Below are 21,416 nucleotides of genomic sequence, written 5' to 3'. Positions count from 1 at the left end.
GCCGACACCCCCGCCGCCCCGGCCGGCGAGGCCGCCGAGGCCGCCGCCGCGCTCGCCGCCGCCGAGCCGCTGCGGCACCCGGTCGCGCTGACCGACGTCGACCCGGCCGACTACGCGGCCGTCTTCTACCCCGGCGGCCACGGCCCGATGGAGGACCTCGCCGTCGACGCCGACTCGGGCCGGCTGCTCACCGCCGTGCTCGACGCCGGCCTGCCGCTGGGCGTGGTCTGCCACGGTCCGGCCGCGCTGCTCGCCGCGGTGCGCCCGGACGGCACGCCGACCGTCGCCGGGTACCGGCTGACCGGTTTCAGCAACACCGAGGAGCGGCTCGCCGGTCTCGCCGACCGCGCCCCCTGGCTGCTGGAGGACCGGCTGGTGGCGCTCGGCGCCGACTACGCGGCGGGCGAGCCCTGGGCGCCGTACACCGTCACCGACCGCAACCTGTACACCGGGCAGAACCCGGCCTCGTCCGGCCCGCTGGCCGAGGAGCTGCTCAAGGCGATCGGCTGAGGCAGCGGCCCGGTAGGTCCCGGGACACGACAACTGCTTGACATCATCAAGCAGAACGGGCGGGAGCCGACCACCGGCTCCCGCCCGTTTCCGCCTGCTCCCGCTTGTTCCCGCCCGCCCCTCTTCCCGGCAAGGACGCCGGTCAGCCGACCGGCACCTCCAGCACCGCCTTGCGGTGGCTGAACGCCTCGATCGAGTACCGGCCGTGGTAGCTGCCCATGCCGCTCTCCCCCACCCCGCCGAACGGCAGGTCGGAGACGGTCAGGTGGGCGAGCGGCAGGCCGAACCCGAGCCCGCCCGAGGAGGTCTCCTCGGCGAGCCGGCGCCGGGTCTCCTCCGAGGGGCTGAACACGTACAGGGCGAGCGGCTTCTCCCGGTCGTTGACGAAGTCGATCGCCTCGTCCAGGCCGGCGACCTCGACGATCGGCAGGATCGGGCCGAAGATCTCCTCCTGCATCACGGGGGAGTCCGGCGACACCTCGGCGAGCACGGTCGGCGCGAGGTAGCGGCCGGCCCGGTCGTGGCCGCCGCCGACCACCGTCCGGCCGGAGCCCAGCAGCGCGGCCAGCCGGTCGAAGTGCCGCTCGTTGACGATCCGGCTGTACAGCGGCGAGGCGGCCGGGTCCTCGCCGTACCGGGCCTCCACCGCGTCGGCCAGCAGCGGCTCCAGCGCGCGGGCGGTGGCCGGGTCGGTCAGCACGTAGTCCGGGGCGACGCAGGTCTGGCCGGCGTTGAGGAACTTGCCCGCCACCAGGCGCTCCGCCACCACCGCGAGGTCCGCCCCCGCGTCGACGAACGCCGGTGACTTGCCGCCCAGTTCGAGGGTGACCGGGGTGAGGTGCTCGGCGGCGGCCCGCATCACGACCCGGCCGACCGCCCCGTTGCCGGTGTAGAAGATGTGGTCGAACCGCTGGGCCAGCAGCGCCGTGGTCTCCGGCACCCCGCCCTCCACCACCGCGACCGCCGCGGTGTCCAGGTACGCGGGCAGCAGCCGGGCGAGCAGGGCCGAGGTGGCCGGCGCCAGTTCGCTGGGCTTGGCCACCACCGCGTTGCCGGCCGCCAGCGCCCCGGCGACCGGCGCCAGCAGCAGCTGCACCGGGTAGTTCCACGGGGCGATCACCAGGACGACGCCGAGCGGGTCGTACTGCGTCCGCGCCCGTGCGCCGGCCAGCCGCTCGGGCACCGGCGCGTCCTCGGGCCGCAGCCAGTCGGCGAGGTGCTCCAGGGTGTGGTCGATCTCCCGCACCACGAAGTCGACGTCGGTGCGCATCGCCTCCTGCTCGCTCTTGCCGAGGTCGGCGCCGAGCGCCGCGGCGAGCTCCGGCCCGTTCTCGGTGAGCAGCGCGCGCAGCCGGTGCAGCTGCCCGGTGCGCCAGGACAGCGGTCGGGTGCGGCCGGTGCGGAAGGCCGCGCGCAGGCGGGCGACGAGGTCGGCGGGCTGCTCGGCCGGGCGGTCGTTCATGGGGGTTCCTCGCAGGGAATGGTTGATATCCTCAACTACCTGCTTTCAGGAAACGCCGGTTACTTGAGGATGTCAAGTGAATCCAGATGCGTCGGACCTGGTGGAGCCGCTCGCCCGCGTGGTCCGCGGCTACTACGACGACCTGGCGGCGGTCGCCGGGCGGCACGGTCTCAGCACCACCCAGGCCCGCGCGCTCATCGCCCTCGACCACCCGCTCAGCATGAGCGCGCTCGCCGAGCACCTGGTCTGCGACGCCTCCAACGCCACCGGGCTGGTCGCCCGGATGGAGGCCCGCGGACTGGTGGCGCGGACCCCCTCCCCCGAGGATCGCCGCAGCAAGACGGTGCACGCCACCGGGGACGGGCACCGGCTCGCCCGGTCCCTGCGCGCCGAGATGCACACCGTCCACGGCGCCCTCGCCGACCTCACCCCCACCGAGCGCGGCGCCCTGCTCCCGCTGCTGCACCGGCTCGGCGAACTGCTCGGCCGGCCCCGGGACTGAACCCGCGCGGCCGGCCCCGGGTCCGAACGCACGCGGCCGGCTCCGAGGGCCTCCCGGAGCCGGCCACCGTCCACCGTCCGCCGCCCGCCCGAACGTCCGCTCAGTCCGCCGCCGCCTCCCGCTCGGCACGGAACCGCGCAACCGCGGCCTCCGTCCTCGGCAGCCCTGCCAGCGGCTCGCCGACCACCCGGCCGGCCAGCTGCACCGCCGACACCACCACGTCCTCGCGCAGCTCGGCCTCGGCGATCACCCGGCTCGCCGCCAGCTGCACCTGCGCCGCGACGACGAGCTCCTCGCGCTCCCGCAGTGCCTGTGCCCGGGCGGCCGCGACCAGGGCCGCGCCCTCCTCGGCGGCCTCCTGCCGGATGCGGGCCGCCTCGTGGCGGGCGGCGTCCAGCTGCGCGCGGCGCTCCTCGTCGAGCTCCAGGGCCTCGTGGCGGATCCGTTCGGCCTCGGCGAGCCGCCCGCCGGTGGCCGCCTCGCGCTCCGCGAGGGTCCGTTCGATCCGCGGCAGCACGCGCCGGCCGAGTATCCCGAACAGGACGAAGAAGCAGATCAGACCAATGACGAATTCCACCGGGTTCGGCTCTAGAGGTCCCATGCCCCCAGACCTACCCATGTCCCGCACGGGCATGCGGTTGACCGCCCGTCAGGAACGGCCGGCCGCCGCTGCGGGAGGCCCGGCCCGGGGCCGCCGGCACCGCCCCGGCCGGGACCTGCCCGACCGCCGGTGTCCGGCGTGCGTGGCCTGACCTGCGTCCGGCCGGTTCCGGGGCATCATGTCCCCAGGCGAAGGGAGAGCCCCGTGTCGCAGCAGACCGACGCCCCCGACCCGTGGTGGCACCGCATCGTACCCGCCGCCCCGGGCCTCCCCGTGCTCCGGCACTACCGGCGCGACTGGATCCGGGGCGACCTGCTGGCCGGTGCCACCGTGGCGGCGTACCTGGTGCCCCAGGTGATGGCCTACGCCAGTGTCGCGGGCCTGCCGCCGGTGGCGGGCCTGTGGGCGATCCTCCCGGCGATCCTGGCGTACGCCGTCCTCGGCTCCTCCCGCCTGCTCTCCGTAGGCCCGGAGTCCACCACCGCGCTGATGACCGCCACCGCGATCGGGCCCCTCGCCGCCGGGGACAGCTCCCGGTACGCCGTCCTCGCCGCGGCCCTCGCCGTGGTCGTCGGTCTGCTCTGCGTGGTGGCGTGGGTGGCGCGGCTCGGCTTCGTCGCCGACCTGCTGTCCCGGCCCGTCCTGATCGGCTACCTGGCGGGCGTCGCCCTGATCATGATGGTGGACCAGCTGACCAAGCTCACCGGCGTGGAGACCGAGGGCGAGGGCTTCTTCCCCCAGCTGGTGTCGTTCTTCGAGAACATCTCCGACCTCCACGCGGCCACCGTGGTGTTCAGCGCGGCCGCGCTGCTCTTCCTCTTCGTCGCGGGCCGGTTCCGCGGCGTCCCGGGCCCGCTGCTGGCACTGCTGCTGGGGACGGCCGTGGTGGCGGCCTTCGGCCTGGAGGAGCACGGCATCAAGGTGATCGGCGCCATCCCTCCCGGCCTGCCCAGCCCGGACTTCCCCAGCCTCTCCGACCTGTCCCAGCTGGTGCTGCCCGCCCTGGGCGTGCTGCTGGTCGGCTACACGGACGTGATCCTCACGGCCCGCGCCTTCGCCACCCCGGGCGACGGCACCCGGCTGGACGCCGACCAGGAGCTGCTGGCGCTCGGCGCGGCGAACGTCGGCGCCGGTGTGCTGCACGGCTTCCCGGTGAGCAGCAGCGCCAGCCGCACCGCGCTCGCCCAGTCCGCGGGCGGCCGCACCCAGGCGTACGCGCTCACCGCGGGGCTGGCCGTGGTGGCGGTGCTGCTGTTCTTCAGCTCACTGCTCAGCCACACCCCGACGGCCGTCCTCGGCGCCCTGGTCGTCTACGCGGCCGTCCGCATGATCGACGTGTCGGGGTTCCGCCGGCTGCTCTCCTTCCGCCGCGGGGAGTTCCTGCTGGCACTCGGCTGCCTGGCGGGCGTCCTCGCGCTGGACATCCTCTACGGCGTGCTGGTCGCGGTGGGCCTGTCCATCGCCGAACTGCTGGCCCGGGTGGCCCGCCCGCACGACGCCGTCCTCGGCACGGTGCCGGGGGTCGCCGGCATGCACGACGTCGACGACTACCCGGCCGCGCAGACCGTGCCCGGCCTGGTGGTCTACCGCTACGACTCGCCGCTCTTCTTCGCCAACGCCGAGGACTTCCGCCGCCGCGCGCTGGCCGCCGTCGACGACCAGCACGAGCCGGTGCACTGGTTCGTCCTCAACGCCGAGGCCAACGTTGAGGTGGACATCACCGCCCTGGACTCCGTGGACTCGCTCCGCCGGGAACTCGCCGACCGCGGCATCGTCTTCGCCCTCGCCCGGGTCAAGCAGGACCTCCGCGAGGAACTCGACGCCTACGGCCTCAGCGACTCCGTCGGCGAGGACCGCATCTTCCCCACCCTCGCGACCGCCGTCGCCGCCTACCGCACCCGGTTCGGCACCGCCGAAGACTAGGGCCGGGGCCATGCCGGTCGGCCGCTCCCGCCGCGCTACCGGGGCGATACGTCGATCATGAAAGCCTGGGGCGGTGGGAGTGCGCCGACGTGCCGGTGTCCCGGCCGGTGGCCGGGACACCGGCACGTCCTCCCGTCCTGACCGCGGCAGCCTCGCCCACCGTGGTCGTCGGCCTGTGGGCTCCCGGCCGCGGTCATCGTTCCTCGTTCCCGGCCTCGGGGCTCCGCGGTCCCGCCCTGCGCTGCCGGCCGCGCTGGACCGCGCCGACGATGACCTTGATGCCCAGGCCGAGGACCACCAGATCGGCCAGCATCTGGACGGTGACGACCAGCCGCGCGGTGTCGGTCCTGGCGGTGATGTCGCCGAATCCGACGGTGGAGAACACGGTCACCGTGAAGTAGATCCCGTCGGAGTGGGACAGGGGCTCGCCGAAGCTGTCGGGGGACAGCGCGGCCAGCGCGACGTAGGTGGCGGAGAAGAGCAGCAGGAAGAACGGGACGCAGATGGACAGCGCCTCGGCGGCCCGCAGTCCCGGGTGCCGGGAGCGGATGATCGAGCGGACCTGGAGGGCGACCAGCACGATGAACCCCGCCAGTCCGACGAGGAGCATGGTGACGGTGGCCGACGTGGACGAGTGGTCCAGCGGCAGCCCGTAGTACAGGGCCCCCAGGGCGACGACCGAGCCGACCACGCGGAGCAGCGTCCAGGCGATCCTCCTGGCCGAGGGCCGGCCCTGGGTCTCGCCGCCGGGCGCCGTCCCGGTGCCGGCGGTCATGACGGGCTCCGCGGTCCGGTGACCGTGCCGCAGAGGACGAAGAAGTGGAAGACGATCAGCATGCCGGCCGCGACCGCGCACAGCAGCGACCTACGCCGGGCGGCCCGTCGGGTCGGCGGGAACCACATCGCGAACCGCCGGAAGGCCGTGCACACGAGGATGCCGAAGGCACCACCGCGATCGGCCGGCACAGCGCCCTCGACCCGTCCCGTGCGCCGGGCACCGCGCTCAACTGCCTTCCGGCTCGGGCGTCTTACCCCCGCCGCGCCACGGGCCCGTGTCTCCCGCCCGTCCCGCGGCCTTCCCGGTGTCCTGTCCGTCGCCCGCATGGCACATCCTCCAGGGGCCGATCGCCCGGATCGGCTGCGGCCCGTCGCGCGGCGACCGCGCACGTGCTCCGGGCTGCGGTCCCGCATCCACCACCGTCGCACGACACCCGGCCCGTGTCAGGGCCGGGCGGCGGTCGGTGCGCCGCCGGTGTCGGATCCGGATGCCGAAAAGCCCCGGACCGGGAAGGGTTCGGGGCTTTCGTGGTGTTCACTGCCGGTGGGCGCAGACGGTTTCGAACCGCCGACATCCGCCTTGTAAGGGCGGCGCTCTACCGCTGAGCTATGCGCCCGTGCCGCGGCACACGGGGTCCCCGGGTGCACGACGGAGGCCTAGCGTACCTGGTCCGGGGGTTGCCCGCCGCCACCGTCCGGATGGCGTCGGACGGCGGGTCCCGGGCGGTGGGGGCGATCGGGAAGAATGGGCCTGGATCAGGCGTACGAGCAGCAGGGAGCGCGTGGTGAGGGTGGCCGGCGGTGGCGGCGGGCGGGGCGGCTGGTGGCGTCGGGGCGAGGGAGCGCGGGCCGAGGCGGTGGCCGCCCGGGATGCGGCGCAGCAGACCTTCTACGAACTCGACTCGGCGCAGCGCGACGCCCAGCTCGCCCTGGAGACGATCCGTTCCGCGGAGGACAGTGCCGCGGCGGGCCGGGCGCAGGCCGATTTCCAGGCGCTGACGGGACGGATCAACGAGGTGACCGTCGGCTACCTGTCGGCGCTGGACGCGTACGACCTGGAGGATCCGGAGCTGGACTCCTCCGCGGCCGGCCGGGCCCGCCGGCAGCTGGACCAGGCCAAGCGGGACCTGGAGGCGCAGCGGTCGGAGCTGGACTCCTTCGTCCAGCGGCTGCAGCCGCTGGTGCAGCACGCGGAGTCGCAGCTGATCCGGGTGACGCCGGCGGTGGAGAAGGCCCGGCAGGCGCTGCTGGCGGCGACGACGGCGCTGGAGCAGGTGCGGGCGGCCGGGCTGAAGGCGGACGACCTGGCGGCGCGGCTGGCGGAGCTCGGCCCGGAGCTGACCCGGATGAACGAGGGTGTGGCCCGGCACGGGGTGCAGGCGACCCTGCAGCGGGCGGAGGAGATGGCGCGGCGGGCCGGGGTCGTCCGCGACCAGGCGGAGCAACTGCCGCAGCGGGCGAAGGAGATCGACCGCCGGGTGGCGAGCCTGCGGACGCGGGTGCAGGCGCTGGAGACGCGCGGGGGCACGGTGGAGCCGGCGCTGAGCGAGCTGCGGCGGCGGTTCTCGGTCTCCTGCTGGCAGGACCTGCAGCGGGTGCCGGCGCAGACGGCGGAGGCGGTGGCGACGGCCTCGCGGAAGCTGGACGAGGCGGCGCGGGCCCGCGACGAGCAGCGCTGGGCGGACGCGACCGGCGCGATCGGGACGGTGCGCGCGGTGCTGGAGACGGCGGAGGGTTCGGTGACGGCGGTCAACGACCGGCTGCGGCAGCTGAACGAGGTGTCGCACGACCCGCACAAGGAGATCGAGCGGACGCGGTTCGCCCTGCGGGACGCCCAGCGCCTGGCCATGACGGGACGTCAGACCCCGGACCCGCGGCACGCGGCGCCGCTGGACGCGGCGGTGGCACGGCTGGACCGGGCGGTCGCGGCACTGGAGGAGGCGGGCCGGCACCCGGACTACTGGCACTTCCTGACCGAGCTGGCGGCGGTGCGGGAGACCGCGGCCGGGGTGGTGGCGATGATCCGGGGGCCGCGCTGACGGACCCGCCGAGGGCGTGACCCAGGACACATTACCGGCCAGTAACTTAGTGCTAGAGTCGCGCTCATGGCACGCAAGCGCACGCTCTCCGCAGCCACCTTCCGGCGCGGCATCAACCTCTGGCCGCCGTTCCTGTTCGCCGGCATCAAGGTGCTGGCGGTCGACGACGCCTTCCGCAGCGCGAAGGTCCGGCTGCGGCTCGGGCGGCTGAACCGCAACTGGGTCGGCACCCACTTCGGCGGCTCCATCTTCGCGATGACCGACCCGTTCTGGATGCTGCTGGTGATGCAGAACCTCGGCCCGGACTACTACGTGTGGGACAGCGCCGCGGAGATCGACTTCGTCTCCCCCGGCCGCGGCGACATCACCGCCGAGTTCGTGCTCACCGACGAGCGCCTGGCGGAGATCCGCGAGCTGACGGCCGACGGCAGCAAGGCGCTGGTCTGGTTCGACACCGAGGTGCTGGCACAGGACGGCTCGGTGGTCGCCCGGGTCCGCAAGCAGGTCTACGTCCGGCCCAAGCCGGAGCGGGCCCGGCCGGAAACCACCGGGCGGACCGGGCAGGACGAGCGGGGCGGGCGGCCCGAACCGGTCGCTACTGCCGTCTGAGCTGCCGCCTCGGTACCCTGCCGCTATGCCTCGCTACGACTTCCGCTGCCGCTCCTGCGGAGCCACCTTCGAACTCCGCCGCACGATGGCCCAGGCCAACGACCCGGCCGTCTGCCCGGAGGGCCACGCCGACACGGTGAAGCTGCTCTCCGCCGTCGCCGTGACCGGCACCGCGGGCGGCGGCGCCGCCGCGGCTCCCGCCCCGAGCGGTGGCGGCGGCGGGTGCTGCGGCGGCGGCTGCTGCGGCTGACCCCCCCGGAACGGAACAAGACCGGACCGGAACAAGACCGGAACGGAACGGGGCCCGGCACACGGCCGGGCCCCGGGCACGATGCTCAGGCGCGGACGGCCGCCCCGGCCCGCACCCGCTCCAGCATCCGCCGGACGATCTCCTCGCCCGCCGCGACACCGACCTGGGTGAGCGCGGTGACGCCGGGCGCCGCCCAGCCGGTGTCGGCGAGTTCGCCGTGGCCGGGCCGCCAGCCCGCGTCGGCGGCGAGCAGCAGCTCGGCGTCGAGCAGCGAGTCGCCGGCGGTCAGCACGGTGGCCGCACCCGTCCGGCGCTCGACCTCGGCGAGGGCCTCGCTCTTGGTGAGCGGGGCCGGCACCGCGTACACCTTGCGGCCCTGCAGCGAGACCGTCCAGCCGCGCTCGGCGCACCAGCCGGTGAGCTCCTCCAGCCAGCCCTCGGGCAGGTCGGCGCGCTCGACGACGAGGTAGGCGAAGAGGTCCTCGGCGACCCGCCGCTTGTGCGTCCACTCCGGGTCGGCCGAGATGGCCAGGTGCTCGACGACCTCGGCGAGCGGGGCGCTGGCGGCGGCGAGCCGCGAGCGCACCTCGGCGTGCCAGTCGCGGTCCCAGACGCCGTCGACCAGCACGTGGCCGCCGTTGGCGCAGATCGCGTACTTCGGGATCCACCCCGGCGTCGGGCCGGGCAGGTTGACCCGCTCGTACTGGGCCCGGGTGCGGGTGGTGGCGGGCACGAACACGGCGAGCCGGGTCAGTTCGACGAGCAGCTCGGCGGCCTGCTCGGTCATGAACGAGAGCGCCCGGCCGTCGTTGACCTCCACCGAGAGCAGCCGGGGGGCGAGCCGGTCCGGCACGTCCAGGGCGAGCGCCCGGTTGGAGTAGATCAGGGTGCGGTCGAGGTCGCTCGCGACCAGGAACTGACTCGGCTGCTGATTCGGCATCAACTTTCCTTCGTGAGAACTTCGCCGCCCTCGGCGGTGTGCACCGCCGTGCCGTCGGCGCCGGTCGCCCCGCGGGTGTAGCGGGGGTGGATCAGGCCCACGCAGGAGTACGGCAGGTCGTCCACCTCCTCCACCGGGACGCCGCGCTGTGCGGCGAGCAGCCTGACGTGGTCGAGGTCGGCTCCGGCACCGCGCCGGGCCAGCACTCGCCAGGGCACCCGGCGGAGCATGACGCGGGTGGTCTCGCCCACCCCCGGCTTCACCAGGTTGACGTTGTCGATGCCGTACTCGGCGCTGATCCGCTCGACGGCCGCCCAGCCCTCCCAGGTGGGGGTGCGGTCCTCGGCGGCGAGGGCGTCGGCGGCCGCGACGGCCGCGGCCCGGACGGCCGGGAAGTGCGCGGCGACGGCGGTGAGGAAGTCGTTCGAGACGTCGGCGACGGCGAGCTCGCGGTAGAACTTGGCGCCGTGGAAGTCGTCCGGGCCGATCAGGTCGGGGCGCAGCACGGTGCGCGAGATCAGGCCGGAGACGGTGGAGTTGAGGCAGGCGGACGGGATGAGGAAGTCGTCCCGGGTGCCGTAGGTGCGCACGCAGCGGCCGGGGTCGGCGAGCACCGCGAGGTCGGGGTCGAAACCGCTGCCCTGCAGCGCCTCGGAGAGTTCGCGGGTGATGGCGCCCTTGCCCGTCCAGCCGTCGACGAAGACCACCGAGCCGGCGTCGTGGTGGGCGGCGAGGTGGCGCAGCGCCACCGGGTCGATGCCGCGCCCGCGCACGATGGAGACGGTGTAGTGCGGGACGTCGAGGCCGTGGGCGAAGCCGAGCCAGCGGCGGATCAGCACGCCGACCGGGGTGCCGGCCCGGGCCAGCGAGGCGAGCACCAGGCCGCGGCCGCGCTCGCGCAGCAGCGTCTCGGCGACGGTGCCGACGGCCAGCGCGATCCGCTCGCCGGAGGCGGCGAGCGCCTGCTTGTACAGCTCCTGGTACTCGGGGCTGGGCTGGTACTCGATCGGCAGCGACTCGGCGTAGTGGGCGCCGCCGGACTGCACGGCCTCCTCGCGCTCCTCGGTCGGCGCCTCCAGTGCCACCCCGGAGAGGTCCTTGAGCAGCCAGATCACGTCCTCGGCCGAGTACGAGGAGAACGCGGGGCCGAACAGCGGCGCGGGCAGGGTGGTCGTCATGGTCGCCTTACGTGGGGAGGTGCGCTGTCGATGGTGGGGGACGGAGGCGTCAGCGGGGTGACCCGGGCCGGTACGCGGGGAGAACGGCGAGCACCACCTGGTCGGTGACGGCCCGCAGCTGGCGCAGCAGGGCCTCGTCGCCCTCGTGCAGGGCGGCGGTGTCGCCGGGGGTGTCGACCACCAGGACGATCGCGTCGAAGCGGCGGGCGGGGTCGCTGCCGGGGGCGACGTTGTAGGCGTACCGCTCGGTGGAGCGGTCGGCGGGGTCGTCGTGGGCCGGGAAGGCCAGCCGGGTGCGGATCGCGTAGCCCGGGTCGTCCACGGCGAGCACCGGCGAGCGGGTCGTCGTGGAGAAGCGTACGCGGTCGCCGCCGAGCCGGTCGGCGAGCGCCCCGGCGAGGCGCAGCGGCGCGTACATCAGCTCCTCGAAGCCGAGGACGAGGACGCGGCGGCGGTCGGCGAGCTGCTCGGCGAGCGGGGCGGCGAGGTCGGGCAGGGCGGCGTCGAGGCGGCGGCGGTGGTCGGCGGTGAAGCCGTGCCGGCCGCCGTCGGGCAGGTCGGCGGGCCAGTCGAGCTCGGCCCGGTGGACGGGGGCGAGCGGAGCGTCGGGCAGCGGTGCGGGCGCGGGCTGCGCGTCGACGATCTCCTGCGCGCGGGCCAGCACGTCGGCGGGCAGCCGGACGCCCCCGACCGCGCCGGCGACCAGGTCGAGGCGGGCGCCGAGCTCGGCGGCGGCCTTGTCGAGGCGCTCCCGGTCGGCCCCGGTGCGCAGGTCGACCAGGGCGACCACCACGTAGCGGTCCCGGGGGTGCGCGGCGTGCAGCGCGCGGACGGTGTTGAGCACGGTGTTGCCGGTGGAGAACTCGTCGTCGACCAGGACCAGCGGCCCGTCGCCGGCGAGCAGCGCCGGGTCCTCGGGCAGCAGCAGGTGCGAGGTGGCGTGCGAGTGCTCCTCCTCGAAGCCGCCGACCGGCTCGACGCCGTCGACCGGGCGGCGGGTGGAGTGCAGGTACGGGGCGTCCAGGCCGTCGGCGACGCTGTGGCCGAGCGCGGTGGCGGTCTCCGCGTAGCCGAGGACGACCGCCCGGGCGGCGTCCTCGGGGCCGAGCAGCTCGCGGACCCGGCGGCCGAGCTCCAGCCCGGCGCCGTGCACCACGGCGGGGAGCTGCGGCACGTGCTTGCCGAGCACGTGGGAGACCAGCAGGTGGGCGCGGCGCGGGTTGCGGCGCAGGGCGAGCCCGATCAGCTCCCGCAGCTCCGGCGAGCCGGTGAGCCCGATGCCGAGCCGGTCGGTGACCCACTGGCCGGTCCACGGCGCCGGGGCGGGGTGCTGTGCGGTCAAGACTCCTGCTTTCGGTGGTGCGGTCGTGCAGAGGTGCGGTCGTGCGGTCGTGCGGTCGTGCAAAGGTGCCCAGGGTACGCACGGGTGCCCGGGGATGCGGCGGGTCAGCCGCAGAGGCAGGCGCCCAGCAGCTCGGCGAAGCTGACGTCCTCGCGGGCCACCCCGAAGACGTCGGCGCGCAGCAGCACCCGCTCCGCCCAGGCCCGGTGCGGCTTGGCCTCGTTCATCTTGTTGGTGTACGCGGAGCGCAGCACCCCGCCGCCGTCGCGGCTGAGGATGTCCTGCGCGTCGGAGTACTCCTCGTGCGTGACCACCGAGAGGGCGTGCACGGCGGGCACGTGGCTGGGGTGGATACAGGTCTTGCCGAGCAGGCCGTTGGCGCGGTCGAGCTCGATCTCGCGGATCAGCCCGTCCAGGTCGTGCTCGATGATGCGCTGCCGGACGCCGTCGGCCGGCGGGTGCGCCTCGGCGAACGGGGTGCGGCGCAGCTGCGGCTTGAACATGCGCTCCTGCACCGGGAAGTACTCCCAGACCGGGCCGGTCACGGTGAACCCGGTGCCGTCGGCGCGGCCGAGCACGTTGACCACGTCGCCGATGACGCCGGCGACCAGGGCCACGTCGTAGGCGGTGAGGTCGGGCGAGCGGCGCAGTCCGTACGCGGAGCACAGGTCGGTGACACCGAGCCGGACGGCGAGGATGCGCTCGCGGTGCTTGTCGAGCAGCCGGGCGACGGCGAAGAGCTGCTCGCGGCGGGTCTCCAGGTGGGCGAGCTCGGGCGACTCCAGCACCGGCATGGCGAACAGCCGCTGGCCGGAGCGCTCCTCGGCGGCGGTGAGCGCCTCCAGGAAGGCGCCGCCGCTCTCCTCGGTGAACTTGGGCACCACGTAGCCGGCCAGCAGCCGCACCGCGGGGCCGAGCCGTGCGGTGAGGTCGGTGATCTGCGCGGCGGCGCGGACCCGGACGAACAGCAGCGGCAGGCCGGTGGCGCCGGTGGCGGCGAGCTCGCCGAGCTGGGCGACGAGGTTCTCCTCGGCGGCCGGCACCTCGTGGTCGGCGATCGCGTCCTCCAGGCAGAGCACCATGGAGACCACGCCGCGGGCGGCCTGCTTGCGGATGTCGGCGGCCAGCGTGCTGCGGGTGGCGGGGCTGTAGAGGGTCGCGCCGAGCGCGGTGGAGAGCACGGAGGGTGCGCTGCCGAGGTCGAAGTCGACCGGCTGGTGCAGGAAGAGCCGTTCGCGGACGTCGTCGGCGAGGTGGCCGAAGTGGCGCAAGCTGCACTCCCTGCAATCGTGGTGGCGGCCCGGTCACCGGGCGGGATTGGGCTGACGTCCCGACAACAGGGACGAACAGCGGGGCCCGATGGTTTCGCGGGTAAAGGCGGCGCGGTCGCCCTCGCGTCCGCCGCGTCGCGTTCGCCGAGGTGGGTGGTGTACCGGGAGCCGTTGGCCGCTAATCGTACGGTCCTTCAGGGCTTTGCAAAGACCTGAAACATCGAATTCTCGGAAGGTTACCCGGTGCGACACAAAACCCCCCTCCGGGGTGGTGGCGGCCCGCATTGTCCGCGGAGGGCGGGGCCGGGCAGGATTGGGGCATGACGCACGTGATGGCGAAGGGCGCCAACATCCCGCTGACGGCCGCCGCCGTCCGCGCCGTGCTGCGCTGGTCGGCGACGCCCGGCGCACCCGACGTGGACGTCTCCGCGCTGCTGGTCGCCGCCGACGGCAAGGTCCGTTCGGATGCCGACTTCGTCTTCTACAACCAGCCGAGGCATCCTTCGGGCCTGGTGCGCCACCTGCCCAAGCAGCAGGCCGGCGCCGGGGACGAGGTGTCGGACGCGGTCGAGATCGACCTCGGCAGGCTGGCCGAGGACGTCGACCGGGTGGTGATGGCGGGCTCCTCCGAGGAGGGTTCCTTCCCGTCGGTGCCGCGGCTGCGGGTGCTGGTCTTCGACGTCGCGGCCGGCGAGGGCGCCGATCCGCTCGCCGAGTTCCCCGTCACCGACAGCGGCGACGTCACCGCGCTGGTGGCCGGCGAGTTCTACCGGCGGGCGGGCGGGTGGAAGTTCCGGGCGATCGGCCAGGGCTACGCCACCGGCCTGAGCGGGCTGGCCACCGACTACGGCATCGCGGTCGAGGACGGCGAGGAGGTCGCGGACGCGCTGCCGCCCGTGGACGGCCCGCCGGCGCCCGAGCCTGCCGTGCCCGCGGCCGACCTGCCGGAGGAGCCGGACATCTACACGCTGGCACCGGCCGCTCCCCAGGCGGCCCCTGCGCCACCGCCGCCCAGCGCCCCGCCGACGGTGGGCACCCCGGCGGCCCCGGCGCCCGCCGGGTACGGCTACCCGCAGCCGTCCGCCGCGCAGGCCGGCGGGTACGGCTACCCGCCCCAGCAGCCCCAGCCCCAGCAGCAGCCCCAGCAGTCGCCCCAGCCCGGTGGCTACGGCTACCCCCAGCAGCAGCCGGGGTACGGCTACCCGCAACAGCAGCAGCCGGCGCCCGGCTACGGGTACCCGCAGCAGCAGCCCGCCCCGCAGGCCCAGCCGCAGGCCCAGCAGGCCGCCCAGCAGCCGGCCCCGCAGCCGACGGGTGCGCCCGGATTCGCGCTGCCGCCGCAGGGCCCGCAGTTCCAGCCGCGCTGACCGCCGGGGCGCGCCGTCCGCACGGCGCGCCCCCGGAAACGTCCGGCCGGATCAGGCCGGATCAGGCCGCCGGCCCGGCCGGGCCCTTGTAGCCGCGCTGCCACTGCATGCCGAAGCCGTACAGCCGGTCCAGATCCGACTGGAACCCGTGCACGTAGCGCACCTCGCGGCGGACGGTGAGCTGGCCGTCGCCGGAGTTCTCGATCAGCACCACCGCGCAGGAGCGCGCGGCCGGCGCCCGCTCGTCCAGCTTGATCTCGATCCGCGGACCGGTCTGCGGCACGATCGTCACGGTGGCGTGGGTGTGGCCGAACGCGGGCGTGTCGTCGTAGATGTAGACGAAGATCAGCAGCCGCCGGAACTGGTCCTTCTTCTCCAGGTTGACGTACATCGTCTCGCCGGACGGGGCGCCGTAGACGTCGTCGCCGCTCAGCTTGATGTACGGCGGCCGGTTGAGGTCGCCGAAGTAGCCGCCCAGCGGCTGGACGACCCCGCGGCTGCCGTCGGCCAGCTCGTACATGCAGGCCAGGTCCAGGTCGACGCTGACCGGCGCCCGGTCCAGCGACTGCGGCGCCATCGGACGCAGGTTCCGCAGGTCGAACAGGTTGCGCAGACCGCCACCCCCGGACGGACGATCCGCCGAACGGGTGGTCCAGTGCAGGTTGACGTACAGATACCCGGTGGTCGCCGCCGCACCGGTCAGCGCGTGCTGCGGTTGGGACTTGGTCAGCGTGACCTTGAACTGCCCCCCGGAGTCCACTCCCCTGCGGTCCCCCTTGAGGAACTCCCAGACCGAGACCATGGCGTCCGCCCTCCCCCTCTCCCGGCCGTCCGGCCGGTGATCGCCCTCCGTCGTGCACCGTGCTCGTATCGTCCCATCAGAGCCATACCCCACCGACGACGATGAGCCACCGTCAGTCCTCCGCCTGGCGGCCGATCGCCGCCTCCCGTACCATGCCGGGCCGTTGGACGCGATATCGTCGGTGCCGCACAGGAGTCCCCGACGTCCCGTGCGGCGGCGTCCACGACGCCCCGTCAGGATCCCGACCCGCCCGGGCCGCCTCCTGTGCCCGACCGCGTTCCATCCCCCTGTCCTGCGGAAATTCGAGGCCCGACCCACGATGAACCTCTCCTCCATACAGCTGGTATGGGCCGTCATCGGCGGCGCAGCCCTGCTGTTCACCGCCGTCCTGGTGGCCGTGCTGCGCGTCAAGAACAACAAGACCGACGAGAACACCGACTCCTGGGAGCGCAGCGAGGAGCGCCGCCGCCGCAAGGAGGCGGTCTACGGCGGCGCCTCCTACGTGCTGCTGTTCTGCTGCGCCGGTGTCGCGGCCGCGCTCTCCTTCCACGGCCTGGTCGGCTTCGGCCAGGAGAACCTGGGTCTGTCCGGCGGCTGGGAGTACCTCGTCCCGTTCGGCCTCGACGGTGCCGCGATGTTCTGCTCGGTGCTCGCCGTGCGCGAGGCCAGCCACGGTGACGCGGCGCTCGGCTCGCGCCTGCTGGTCTGGCTGTTCGCGGTGGCCTCGGCCTGGTTCAACTGGGTGCACGCCCCGCGCGGCGGTGCCCACGACGGCGCCCCGCAGTTCTTCGCCGGCATGTCGATCTCGGCCGCGGTGCTGTTCGACCGGGCGCTGAAGCAGACCCGCCGGGCGGCGCTGCGCGAGCAGGGCCTGATCCCGCGGCCGCTGCCGCAGATCCGCATCGTCCGCTGGCTGCGGGCGCCCCGCGAGACCTACGCGGCGTGGTCGCTGATGCTGCTGGAGAACGTGCGCAGCCTGGACGAGGCGGTCGACGAGGTCCGCGAGGAGCGGCAGGCCAAGCAGGAGGCGAAGCTGCGGGCCCGCTCGGCGGACCGCCGCGAGCGCGCCGAGCTGAAGGCGATCGCCCGCTCGCAGGGCGGGGTGCTCTCCCGGGCGCGCGGCGGCCGCGAGGTGCCGGCGCTGACCGCGGCCGGTGCGGGCGAGTCCTCCGCTACGGAGCCTGCTCTAGCCGACGAGGACCCGATGGCCAAGGTCGGCCCCTCCGCGCTGGAGCCCGCCGCCCTCACCGCCGGCCGGCGCCCCCGCGCCGCCGTCGGCAGCTCCTCCAGCATCGACCTGACGCTGGACGAGGACACCCTGTCGATGCCGAAGCTGGACTCGCTGGAGCGCAAGCTCCGCGCGATCGAGCAGCAGCTCGGCTGACCCCGGCGACGCCGTCCCCCCGGCGACGCACCGGCGACACGAAGGGGCCCCGCACACCGAGGTGTGCGGGGCCCTTCGCCGTGACCGCGCCCGGATCAGACCGAGGTCGTCTCCGGTTCGGAGGTCTCCAGCGCCTGCTCGCGCCGGTTGCGGACCACCGAGGAGGCGAGCGCCGCACCGATGAAGCCGACGCCGATCAGGCCGGTGACCAGCTCCGGGATGTGGTACTCGATCGAGGCCAGCAGGATCAGCGCCAGCGCGCCGATCGCGTAGTGGGCGCCGTGCTCCAGGTACACGTAGTCGTCCAGGGTGCCCTTGCGGACCAGGAAGACGGTGAGCGAGCGGATGTACATGGCGCCGATGCCCAGACCCAGGGTGATCATGAAGATGTCCTGGGAGATGGCGAAGGCGCCGACCACGCCGTCGAAGGAGAACGACGCGTCCAAGACCTCCAGGTAGAGGAAGAGGAAGAACGCGGCCTTGCCGCCGACCTGGACGATCGACTTGCCGGTCTTCTCGGCCTCCTCCTCGGCCTCCTCCTGCGCCTCCAGGCCGGACTCGAAGACGCCCGAGAGGCCGTTGACGGCGAGGTAGGTGGCGAGGCCCATCAGGCCGGCCAGCAGCACCGTCTCGGCGTGCTCGGCGGCGAAGAGACGGGCGGACACGGCCAGCACGACCAGCGCGATGACCGAGGAGAGGGCGTCCAGCTTGCCGATCTTCTCGAGCGGCTTCTCCAGCCAGCGCAGCCAGTTGAAGTCCTTCTCCTCGAAGATGAAGTCGAGGAAGATCATCAGCAGGAAGATGCCGCCGAAGGCCGCGATGGCCGGGTTGGCCGCCTCGAGGTAGTCGGCGTAGGTCTGGCCGTTGTAGGTCTTGGTGGAGTCCAGGGCCAGCTCGATGACCGTGCCCGGCGCGAGGTGGGCCGTCAGGCCGACCACCAGCAGCGGGAAGATCAGGCGCATGCCGAAGACGGCGATCAGGACGCCGACCGTCAGGAAGATCTTCTGCCAGAAGGCGTTCATCCGCTTCAGGACGGTGGCGTTGACGACGGCATTGTCGAACGAGAGGGAGATCTCGAGGATCGAGAGGATCAGCACGACGCCGAACCCTTCGGCCCCCCAGATCAGGCCGGCTGCGATGAGGCCGACGATCGTGATGGCGAAGGACCATCCGAATGTGCGGAGGAACACGGGGTCAGTTACCTTTCGATTTCATGTCCACGGGCGTGTTTTCGGCGGCGGACTTTACTGGACGTTTACGCCGAAATCCAGGGCGATGCCGCGCAGGCCCGAGGCGTAGCCCTGGCCGACGGCGCGGAACTTCCACTCGCCCTGGTAGCGGTAGAGCTCGCCGAAGATCATCGCGGTCTCCGTGGACGCGTCCTCGGTGAGGTCGTATCGGGCGATCTCGCGCCCGTCCGTCAGGTTGACCACGCGGATGTAGGCGTTGGACACCTGCCCGAAGTTCTGGATCCGGGCCTCGGCGTCGTAGATCGACACCGCGAAGACGACCTTGTCGACCTGGACGGGCACCAGGTCGAGGTTGACCTGAACGACCTCGTCGTCCCCGTCGCCGTCGCCGGTGAGGTTGTCGCCCTGGTGCTCGACCGACCCCTCGGGGCTGCGCAGGTTGTTGTAGAAGACGAAGTACTCGTCGCCGAGCACCCGGCCGCCGCCGCAGAGCAGCGCACTGGCGTCCAGGTCGAACGGCGCGCCGGTGGTCGAACGGGCGTCCCAGCCCAGCCCGATCTGCACCTGCGTCAGGTTGGGCGCGGCCTTGGTCAGCGAGACGTTGCCGCCCTTGGCCAGCGTGACACTCATCTGGATTTCCTCCCAGTCCCCCCGTCCCCGGGGCCTCTCTGCCGGGCCGGCTCGGGCCTGCGACCGGCACGACGGGACGTACCCCAGATCTACGCCCCCGCACCGTCGCGCGATCCCGCACACCGGCCTGAACTTCCTGAACTACCTGCCCGCACCGCCGCGGACACGCAGCGGCCGGGGCCGGTACGGGAATGCACCCGTACCGGCCCCGGCCAAGAGTATGCAGCCGCCCCGGTCAGACGTTCACGCCGAAGTCCTGCGCGATGCCGCGCAGGCCGGAGGCGTAGCCCTGGCCGATGGCGCGGAACTTCCACTCCGCGCCGTTGCGGTAGAGCTCGCCGAAGACCATCGCCGTCTCGGTGGAGGCGTCCTCGGAGAGGTCGTACCGGGCGATCTCGGCGCCGCCGGCCTGGTTGAGCACGCGGATGAAGGCGTTGCGCACCTGGCCGAAGTTCTGCTGGCGGTTCTCGGCGTCGTAGATCGACACCGGGAAGACGATCTTGGCGACCTCGGCCGGAACGCCGGCGAGGTTGACCTTGATCTGCTCGTCGTCGCCCTCGCCCTCGCCGGTGAGGTTGTCGCCGGTGTGCTCGACCGAGCCGTCCTGGCTGGTGAGGTTGTTGAAGAAGACGAAGTCGGCGTCGGAGCGGACCTTGCCCTGGTCGGTGCAGAGCAGGGCGCTGGCGTCCAGGTCGAAATCGGTGCCGGTGGTGGTGCGGACGTCCCAGCCGAGGCCGACGATCACGGCCGCCAGGCCAGGGGCCTCCTTGGTGAGGGAGACGTTGCCGCCCTTGCTCAGGCTGACACCCACTAGTCCTCCAAAGGTGCGGGAGGCACGTGCTGGTGCCCCCGGTGGTGCGGGTCCGGGCCACCCCGTGCGGGGCACCCGTCCTGCCAACGGCCCGATCGTAGTGCCGGGTTCCCCACCGGTCCGCCAGGAAAACCCGGCGCGTCGGACAACCGTCCGAACGCGCCGGGCCCGGGCGGGGCGCCCCCGACGATCAGAGCGCGCCGAGGGCGGCCAGGTATTCCTGCTCGTCGCGGGCGTCCGGCAGCCCGTTGACCACGGACCAGCGGACGGCGCCGGCCTTGTCGATCACGAAGGTGCCGCGGACCGCGCAGCCCTTGTCCTCGGCGAAGACGCCGTAGGCGCGGGAGACCTCGCCGTGCGGCCAGAAGTCGGACAGCAGCGGGTAGTCCAGCCCCTCCTGGTCGGCGAAGACGCGCAGCGTGAACGGCGAGTCGTTGGAGACCGCCAGCACCTGGACGTCGTCGTTCTGCAGGCGCGGCAGCTCCTTCTGGATCGCGCACACCTCGCCGGTGCAGACACCGGTGAAGGCGAACGGGTAGAAGACCAGGACGACGTTCTTCTCGCCCCGGAAGTCGGAGAGCTTCACGAGCTCGCCGTGCTGGTTCTTGAGCTCGAAGTCCGGAGCCTGGGTGCCGACCTCGATGGCCATGGATGGGACCTTCCTCGTCGTGGTGCCGCGGCCGCGGAGCGCGGCCTCGGGACAGGGGCATCCTCGCATCCGTCCGGGTGGTTTCGGCCGTTCGGGTGAGATGGGCGGAGGCCCGGCCCCATGGTTTCGCCCTCGGTGAACATCCGCACCGGCGGCAGCCACAACATGGCGGGGCATGCCGAAGGGCCCCGCTGGAGGATGCTCCAGCGGGGCCCTCGACGGTCGTTCCGTAGGTCAGCGCTTCCCGGAGCGTGCGGCCTTCGGGGTGGCCAGGCGGGTGCCGGCCCAGTCCTTGGCGATCGCGACCGAGCTGGTCTGCGACAGGCCGGCCGTCTTGGCGGCGTCGGCGATCTCGTGCGCCTCGACGTGGCCGTCACGGCCGGTCTTGGGCGTCAGCAGCCAGATCAGACCGCCTTCGGCGAGGTACTCCAGCGCGTCGACGAGGGCGTCGGTGAGATCCCCGTCCTCCTCGCGGTGCCACAGCAGGACGCCGTCGGCGACGTCGTCGTAGTCCTCGTCGACGAGATCGCTGCCAGTGATGGACTCGATGCCCTCGCGGAGCTCCTGGTCACTGTCTTCGTCGTACCCGAGCTCCTGGATGATCTGGCCTTCTTCGAAGCCGAGACGAGCTGCCGGGTTGGACTTGTCCGCGGGGTCCGCGGTCGCGCTCACGGGAATAACCTCCAGTATTCGGCTCGGCGTCCATGCCGAGGCTGTGGGCGTAGTCCACACGTGCGCGGCGGTTCGCGCAAGTACCCGACACCCGATCCCACCCAAAGGTTGACGTGGGGAAGGGGGACACGCCGAGTGATGTGTTGGGAATCACACCCGTTTGCCCTTTTCTGCCCCGACCAATCATGCTTCGACCCCTGGCCCAGGTCCAGCACCGGCCGCACACGTGCCCGAGATGCGAACGGCATTCGGGGTCACCGCTCCGGCGGGCGTAGAGTCTCCTGTTGGCCCTCAGCCCGACCGCCCTTCCGGGCGGGAGGGACCCAGGTCGGACCACCTCTTCGTAACACCACAACCGGGGGTGCGCAGGACGGGCGACGACGCCCCCCGCACCACCCCCCGACCGGCCCGCCCACCAGGCGGAACGGTTACCGATCGGTAGAGATGACGGATCTCCGAGTCGCGGTACACGATGGAGGCGGCGCGACACACCTCAGTTTCGACCGA

20 protein-coding genes, 1 tRNA gene and 1 pseudogene are annotated in these 21,416 nt (G+C 73.3%); 8 read left to right on the top strand and 14 right to left on the bottom strand.

Going from position 1 to position 21,416, the window contains the following annotated elements; all coding sequences use genetic code 11:
* A partial coding sequence (locus ABD353_RS07625) for a type 1 glutamine amidotransferase domain-containing protein (protein ID WP_344622706.1) occupies nt 1-510 on the top strand: 510 nt, incomplete at its 5' end.
* A 142-nt stretch (nt 511-652) separates the two neighbouring features.
* On the opposite strand, the gene ABD353_RS07620 is transcribed toward ABD353_RS07625, so the two are convergent.
* Entirely contained in the window at nt 653-1,972 is a 1,320-nt protein-coding gene (locus ABD353_RS07620) for an aldehyde dehydrogenase family protein (protein ID WP_344622705.1), read from the bottom strand.
* Between the two features lie 76 nt (nt 1,973-2,048).
* Between ABD353_RS07620 and ABD353_RS07615 the strand changes: the two genes are divergently transcribed.
* Nucleotides 2,049-2,474, top strand: a complete 426-nt coding sequence (locus ABD353_RS07615) for a MarR family winged helix-turn-helix transcriptional regulator (protein WP_344622704.1) — start codon at nt 2,049-2,051, stop codon at nt 2,472-2,474.
* Between the two features lie 100 nt (nt 2,475-2,574).
* Here ABD353_RS07615 and ABD353_RS07610 read toward each other — a convergent pair whose 3' ends face one another.
* The gene (locus ABD353_RS07610; RefSeq protein ID WP_344622703.1) at nt 2,575-3,051 is read right to left on the bottom strand and encodes a F0F1 ATP synthase subunit B family protein; all 477 of its coding nucleotides are present in this window, start codon (nt 3,049-3,051) and stop codon (nt 2,575-2,577) included.
* Nucleotides 3,052-3,279: 228 nt separating this feature from the next.
* Here ABD353_RS07610 and ABD353_RS07605 point away from each other — a divergent pair, with 228 nt between their 5' ends.
* A complete protein-coding gene (locus ABD353_RS07605; protein ID WP_344622702.1) occupies nt 3,280-4,998 on the top strand; it encodes a SulP family inorganic anion transporter in 1,719 nt (572 codons plus the stop codon).
* A 193-nt stretch (nt 4,999-5,191) separates the two neighbouring features.
* Here the strand turns inward: ABD353_RS07605 and ABD353_RS07600 are convergent, their stop codons facing one another.
* The 3 genes from ABD353_RS07600 to ABD353_RS07590 form a co-directional block, all read right to left on the bottom strand.
* Nucleotides 5,192-5,773: a potassium channel family protein gene (locus tag ABD353_RS07600; protein ID WP_344622701.1), complete on the bottom strand. Its 582-nt coding sequence runs from the start codon at nt 5,771-5,773 to the stop codon at nt 5,192-5,194.
* Nucleotides 5,770-5,964, bottom strand: a complete 195-nt coding sequence (locus tag ABD353_RS07595; RefSeq protein WP_344622700.1) for a hypothetical protein — start codon at nt 5,962-5,964, stop codon at nt 5,770-5,772. The genes ABD353_RS07600 and ABD353_RS07595 overlap by 4 nt, the downstream gene beginning before the upstream one ends.
* Nucleotides 5,965-6,320: 356 nt before the next feature.
* Nucleotides 6,321-6,392: transfer RNA gene (locus ABD353_RS07590), tRNA-Val, on the bottom strand.
* A gap of 240 nt (nt 6,393-6,632) precedes the next feature.
* On the opposite strand from ABD353_RS07590, the gene ABD353_RS07585 reads away from it, so the two are divergent.
* The 3 genes from ABD353_RS07585 (at nt 6,633) to ABD353_RS07575 (ending at nt 8,673) form a co-directional block, all read left to right on the top strand.
* Nucleotides 6,633-7,814, top strand: coding sequence for a hypothetical protein (locus tag ABD353_RS07585; protein ID WP_425555094.1), 1,182 nt, complete (start codon nt 6,633-6,635; stop codon nt 7,812-7,814).
* Nucleotides 7,815-7,880: 66 nt separating this feature from the next.
* Nucleotides 7,881-8,423 carry a DUF4442 domain-containing protein gene (locus tag ABD353_RS07580; RefSeq protein WP_344622698.1) on the top strand — a complete coding sequence of 181 codons (543 nt, stop codon included), beginning with the start codon at nt 7,881-7,883 and terminating at the stop codon, nt 8,421-8,423.
* Between the two features lie 25 nt (nt 8,424-8,448).
* Entirely contained in the window at nt 8,449-8,673 is a 225-nt protein-coding gene (locus ABD353_RS07575; protein ID WP_344622697.1) for an FmdB family zinc ribbon protein, read from the top strand.
* An 85-nt stretch (nt 8,674-8,758) separates the two neighbouring features.
* Here ABD353_RS07575 and ABD353_RS07570 read toward each other — a convergent pair whose 3' ends face one another.
* From ABD353_RS07570 to ABD353_RS07560, 3 genes and pseudogenes are all read right to left on the bottom strand, one after another.
* On the bottom strand, nt 8,759-9,613 hold the full coding sequence (locus ABD353_RS07570; RefSeq protein WP_344622696.1) for an HAD family hydrolase: 855 nt from the start codon (nt 9,611-9,613) through the stop codon (nt 8,759-8,761).
* Nucleotides 9,613-12,133, bottom strand: a pseudogene (locus ABD353_RS07565) (phosphoribosyltransferase). The gene ABD353_RS07570 and the pseudogene ABD353_RS07565 overlap by 1 nt, the downstream one beginning before the upstream one ends.
* A 104-nt stretch (nt 12,134-12,237) precedes the next feature.
* Nucleotides 12,238-13,404 carry an HpcH/HpaI aldolase/citrate lyase family protein gene (locus ABD353_RS07560; protein WP_344622695.1) on the bottom strand — a complete coding sequence of 389 codons (1,167 nt, stop codon included), beginning with the start codon at nt 13,402-13,404 and terminating at the stop codon, nt 12,238-12,240.
* Between the two features lie 320 nt (nt 13,405-13,724).
* On the opposite strand from ABD353_RS07560, the gene ABD353_RS07555 reads away from it, so the two are divergent.
* Complete coding sequence (locus tag ABD353_RS07555) at nt 13,725-14,771, top strand: TerD family protein (RefSeq protein WP_344622694.1); 1,047 nt, start codon at nt 13,725-13,727, stop codon at nt 14,769-14,771.
* A gap of 61 nt (nt 14,772-14,832) precedes the next feature.
* On the opposite strand, the gene ABD353_RS07550 is transcribed toward ABD353_RS07555, so the two are convergent.
* Entirely contained in the window at nt 14,833-15,573 is a 741-nt protein-coding gene (locus ABD353_RS07550) for a Tellurium resistance (protein WP_344622693.1), read from the bottom strand.
* Between the two features lie 319 nt (nt 15,574-15,892).
* On the opposite strand from ABD353_RS07550, the gene ABD353_RS07545 reads away from it, so the two are divergent.
* On the top strand, nt 15,893-16,957 hold the full coding sequence (locus ABD353_RS07545; RefSeq protein ID WP_344622692.1) for a DUF2637 domain-containing protein: 1,065 nt from the start codon (nt 15,893-15,895) through the stop codon (nt 16,955-16,957).
* Between the two features lie 95 nt (nt 16,958-17,052).
* Here the strand turns inward: ABD353_RS07545 and ABD353_RS07540 are convergent, their stop codons facing one another.
* From ABD353_RS07540 to ABD353_RS07520, 5 genes are all read right to left on the bottom strand, one after another.
* The gene (locus ABD353_RS07540; RefSeq protein WP_344622691.1) at nt 17,053-18,147 is read right to left on the bottom strand and encodes a DUF475 domain-containing protein; all 1,095 of its coding nucleotides are present in this window, start codon (nt 18,145-18,147) and stop codon (nt 17,053-17,055) included.
* Between the two features lie 54 nt (nt 18,148-18,201).
* Complete coding sequence (locus ABD353_RS07535; RefSeq protein WP_344622690.1) at nt 18,202-18,777, bottom strand: TerD family protein; 576 nt, start codon at nt 18,775-18,777, stop codon at nt 18,202-18,204.
* A gap of 235 nt (nt 18,778-19,012) precedes the next feature.
* On the bottom strand, nt 19,013-19,588 hold the full coding sequence (locus tag ABD353_RS07530) for a TerD family protein (protein ID WP_344622689.1): 576 nt from the start codon (nt 19,586-19,588) through the stop codon (nt 19,013-19,015).
* A gap of 190 nt (nt 19,589-19,778) precedes the next feature.
* Nucleotides 19,779-20,237: a peroxiredoxin gene (locus ABD353_RS07525; protein WP_030267523.1), complete on the bottom strand. Its 459-nt coding sequence runs from the start codon at nt 20,235-20,237 to the stop codon at nt 19,779-19,781.
* 234 nt (nt 20,238-20,471) lie between these two features.
* On the bottom strand, nt 20,472-20,909 hold the full coding sequence (locus ABD353_RS07520; RefSeq protein ID WP_030267527.1) for a DUF3052 domain-containing protein: 438 nt from the start codon (nt 20,907-20,909) through the stop codon (nt 20,472-20,474).
* Between the last annotated feature and the right edge of the window lie 507 nt (nt 20,910-21,416).

The organism is Kitasatospora arboriphila, from assembly GCF_039528095.1.
Classification (GTDB): domain Bacteria; phylum Actinomycetota; class Actinomycetes; order Streptomycetales; family Streptomycetaceae; genus Kitasatospora; species Kitasatospora arboriphila.
The sequence above is the reverse complement of the archived record's forward strand: the minus strand, read 5'-3'. Positions and strand labels throughout refer to the sequence as shown.

What these genes read in the sequence shown, in the direction of transcription:
- ABD353_RS07620 (WP_344622705.1), bottom strand. Translation starts at nt 1,972, where the DNA reads ATGAACGACCGCCCGGCCGAGCAGCCCGCCGACCTCGTCGCCCGCCTG.
- ABD353_RS07600 (WP_344622701.1), bottom strand. Translation starts at nt 5,773, where the DNA reads ATGACCGCCGGCACCGGGACGGCGCCCGGCGGCGAGACCCAGGGCCGG.
- ABD353_RS07580 (WP_344622698.1), top strand. Translation starts at nt 7,881, where the DNA reads ATGGCACGCAAGCGCACGCTCTCCGCAGCCACCTTCCGGCGCGGCATC.
- ABD353_RS07575 (WP_344622697.1), top strand. Translation starts at nt 8,449, where the DNA reads ATGCCTCGCTACGACTTCCGCTGCCGCTCCTGCGGAGCCACCTTCGAA.
- ABD353_RS07570 (WP_344622696.1), bottom strand. Translation starts at nt 9,613, where the DNA reads ATGCCGAATCAGCAGCCGAGTCAGTTCCTGGTCGCGAGCGACCTCGAC.
- ABD353_RS07555 (WP_344622694.1), top strand. Translation starts at nt 13,725, where the DNA reads ATGACGCACGTGATGGCGAAGGGCGCCAACATCCCGCTGACGGCCGCC.
- ABD353_RS07550 (WP_344622693.1), bottom strand. Translation starts at nt 15,573, where the DNA reads ATGGTCTCGGTCTGGGAGTTCCTCAAGGGGGACCGCAGGGGAGTGGAC.
- ABD353_RS07545 (WP_344622692.1), top strand. Translation starts at nt 15,893, where the DNA reads ATGAACCTCTCCTCCATACAGCTGGTATGGGCCGTCATCGGCGGCGCA.
- ABD353_RS07535 (WP_344622690.1), bottom strand. Translation starts at nt 18,777, where the DNA reads ATGAGTGTCACGCTGGCCAAGGGCGGCAACGTCTCGCTGACCAAGGCC.
- ABD353_RS07525 (WP_030267523.1), bottom strand. Translation starts at nt 20,237, where the DNA reads ATGGCCATCGAGGTCGGCACCCAGGCTCCGGACTTCGAGCTCAAGAAC.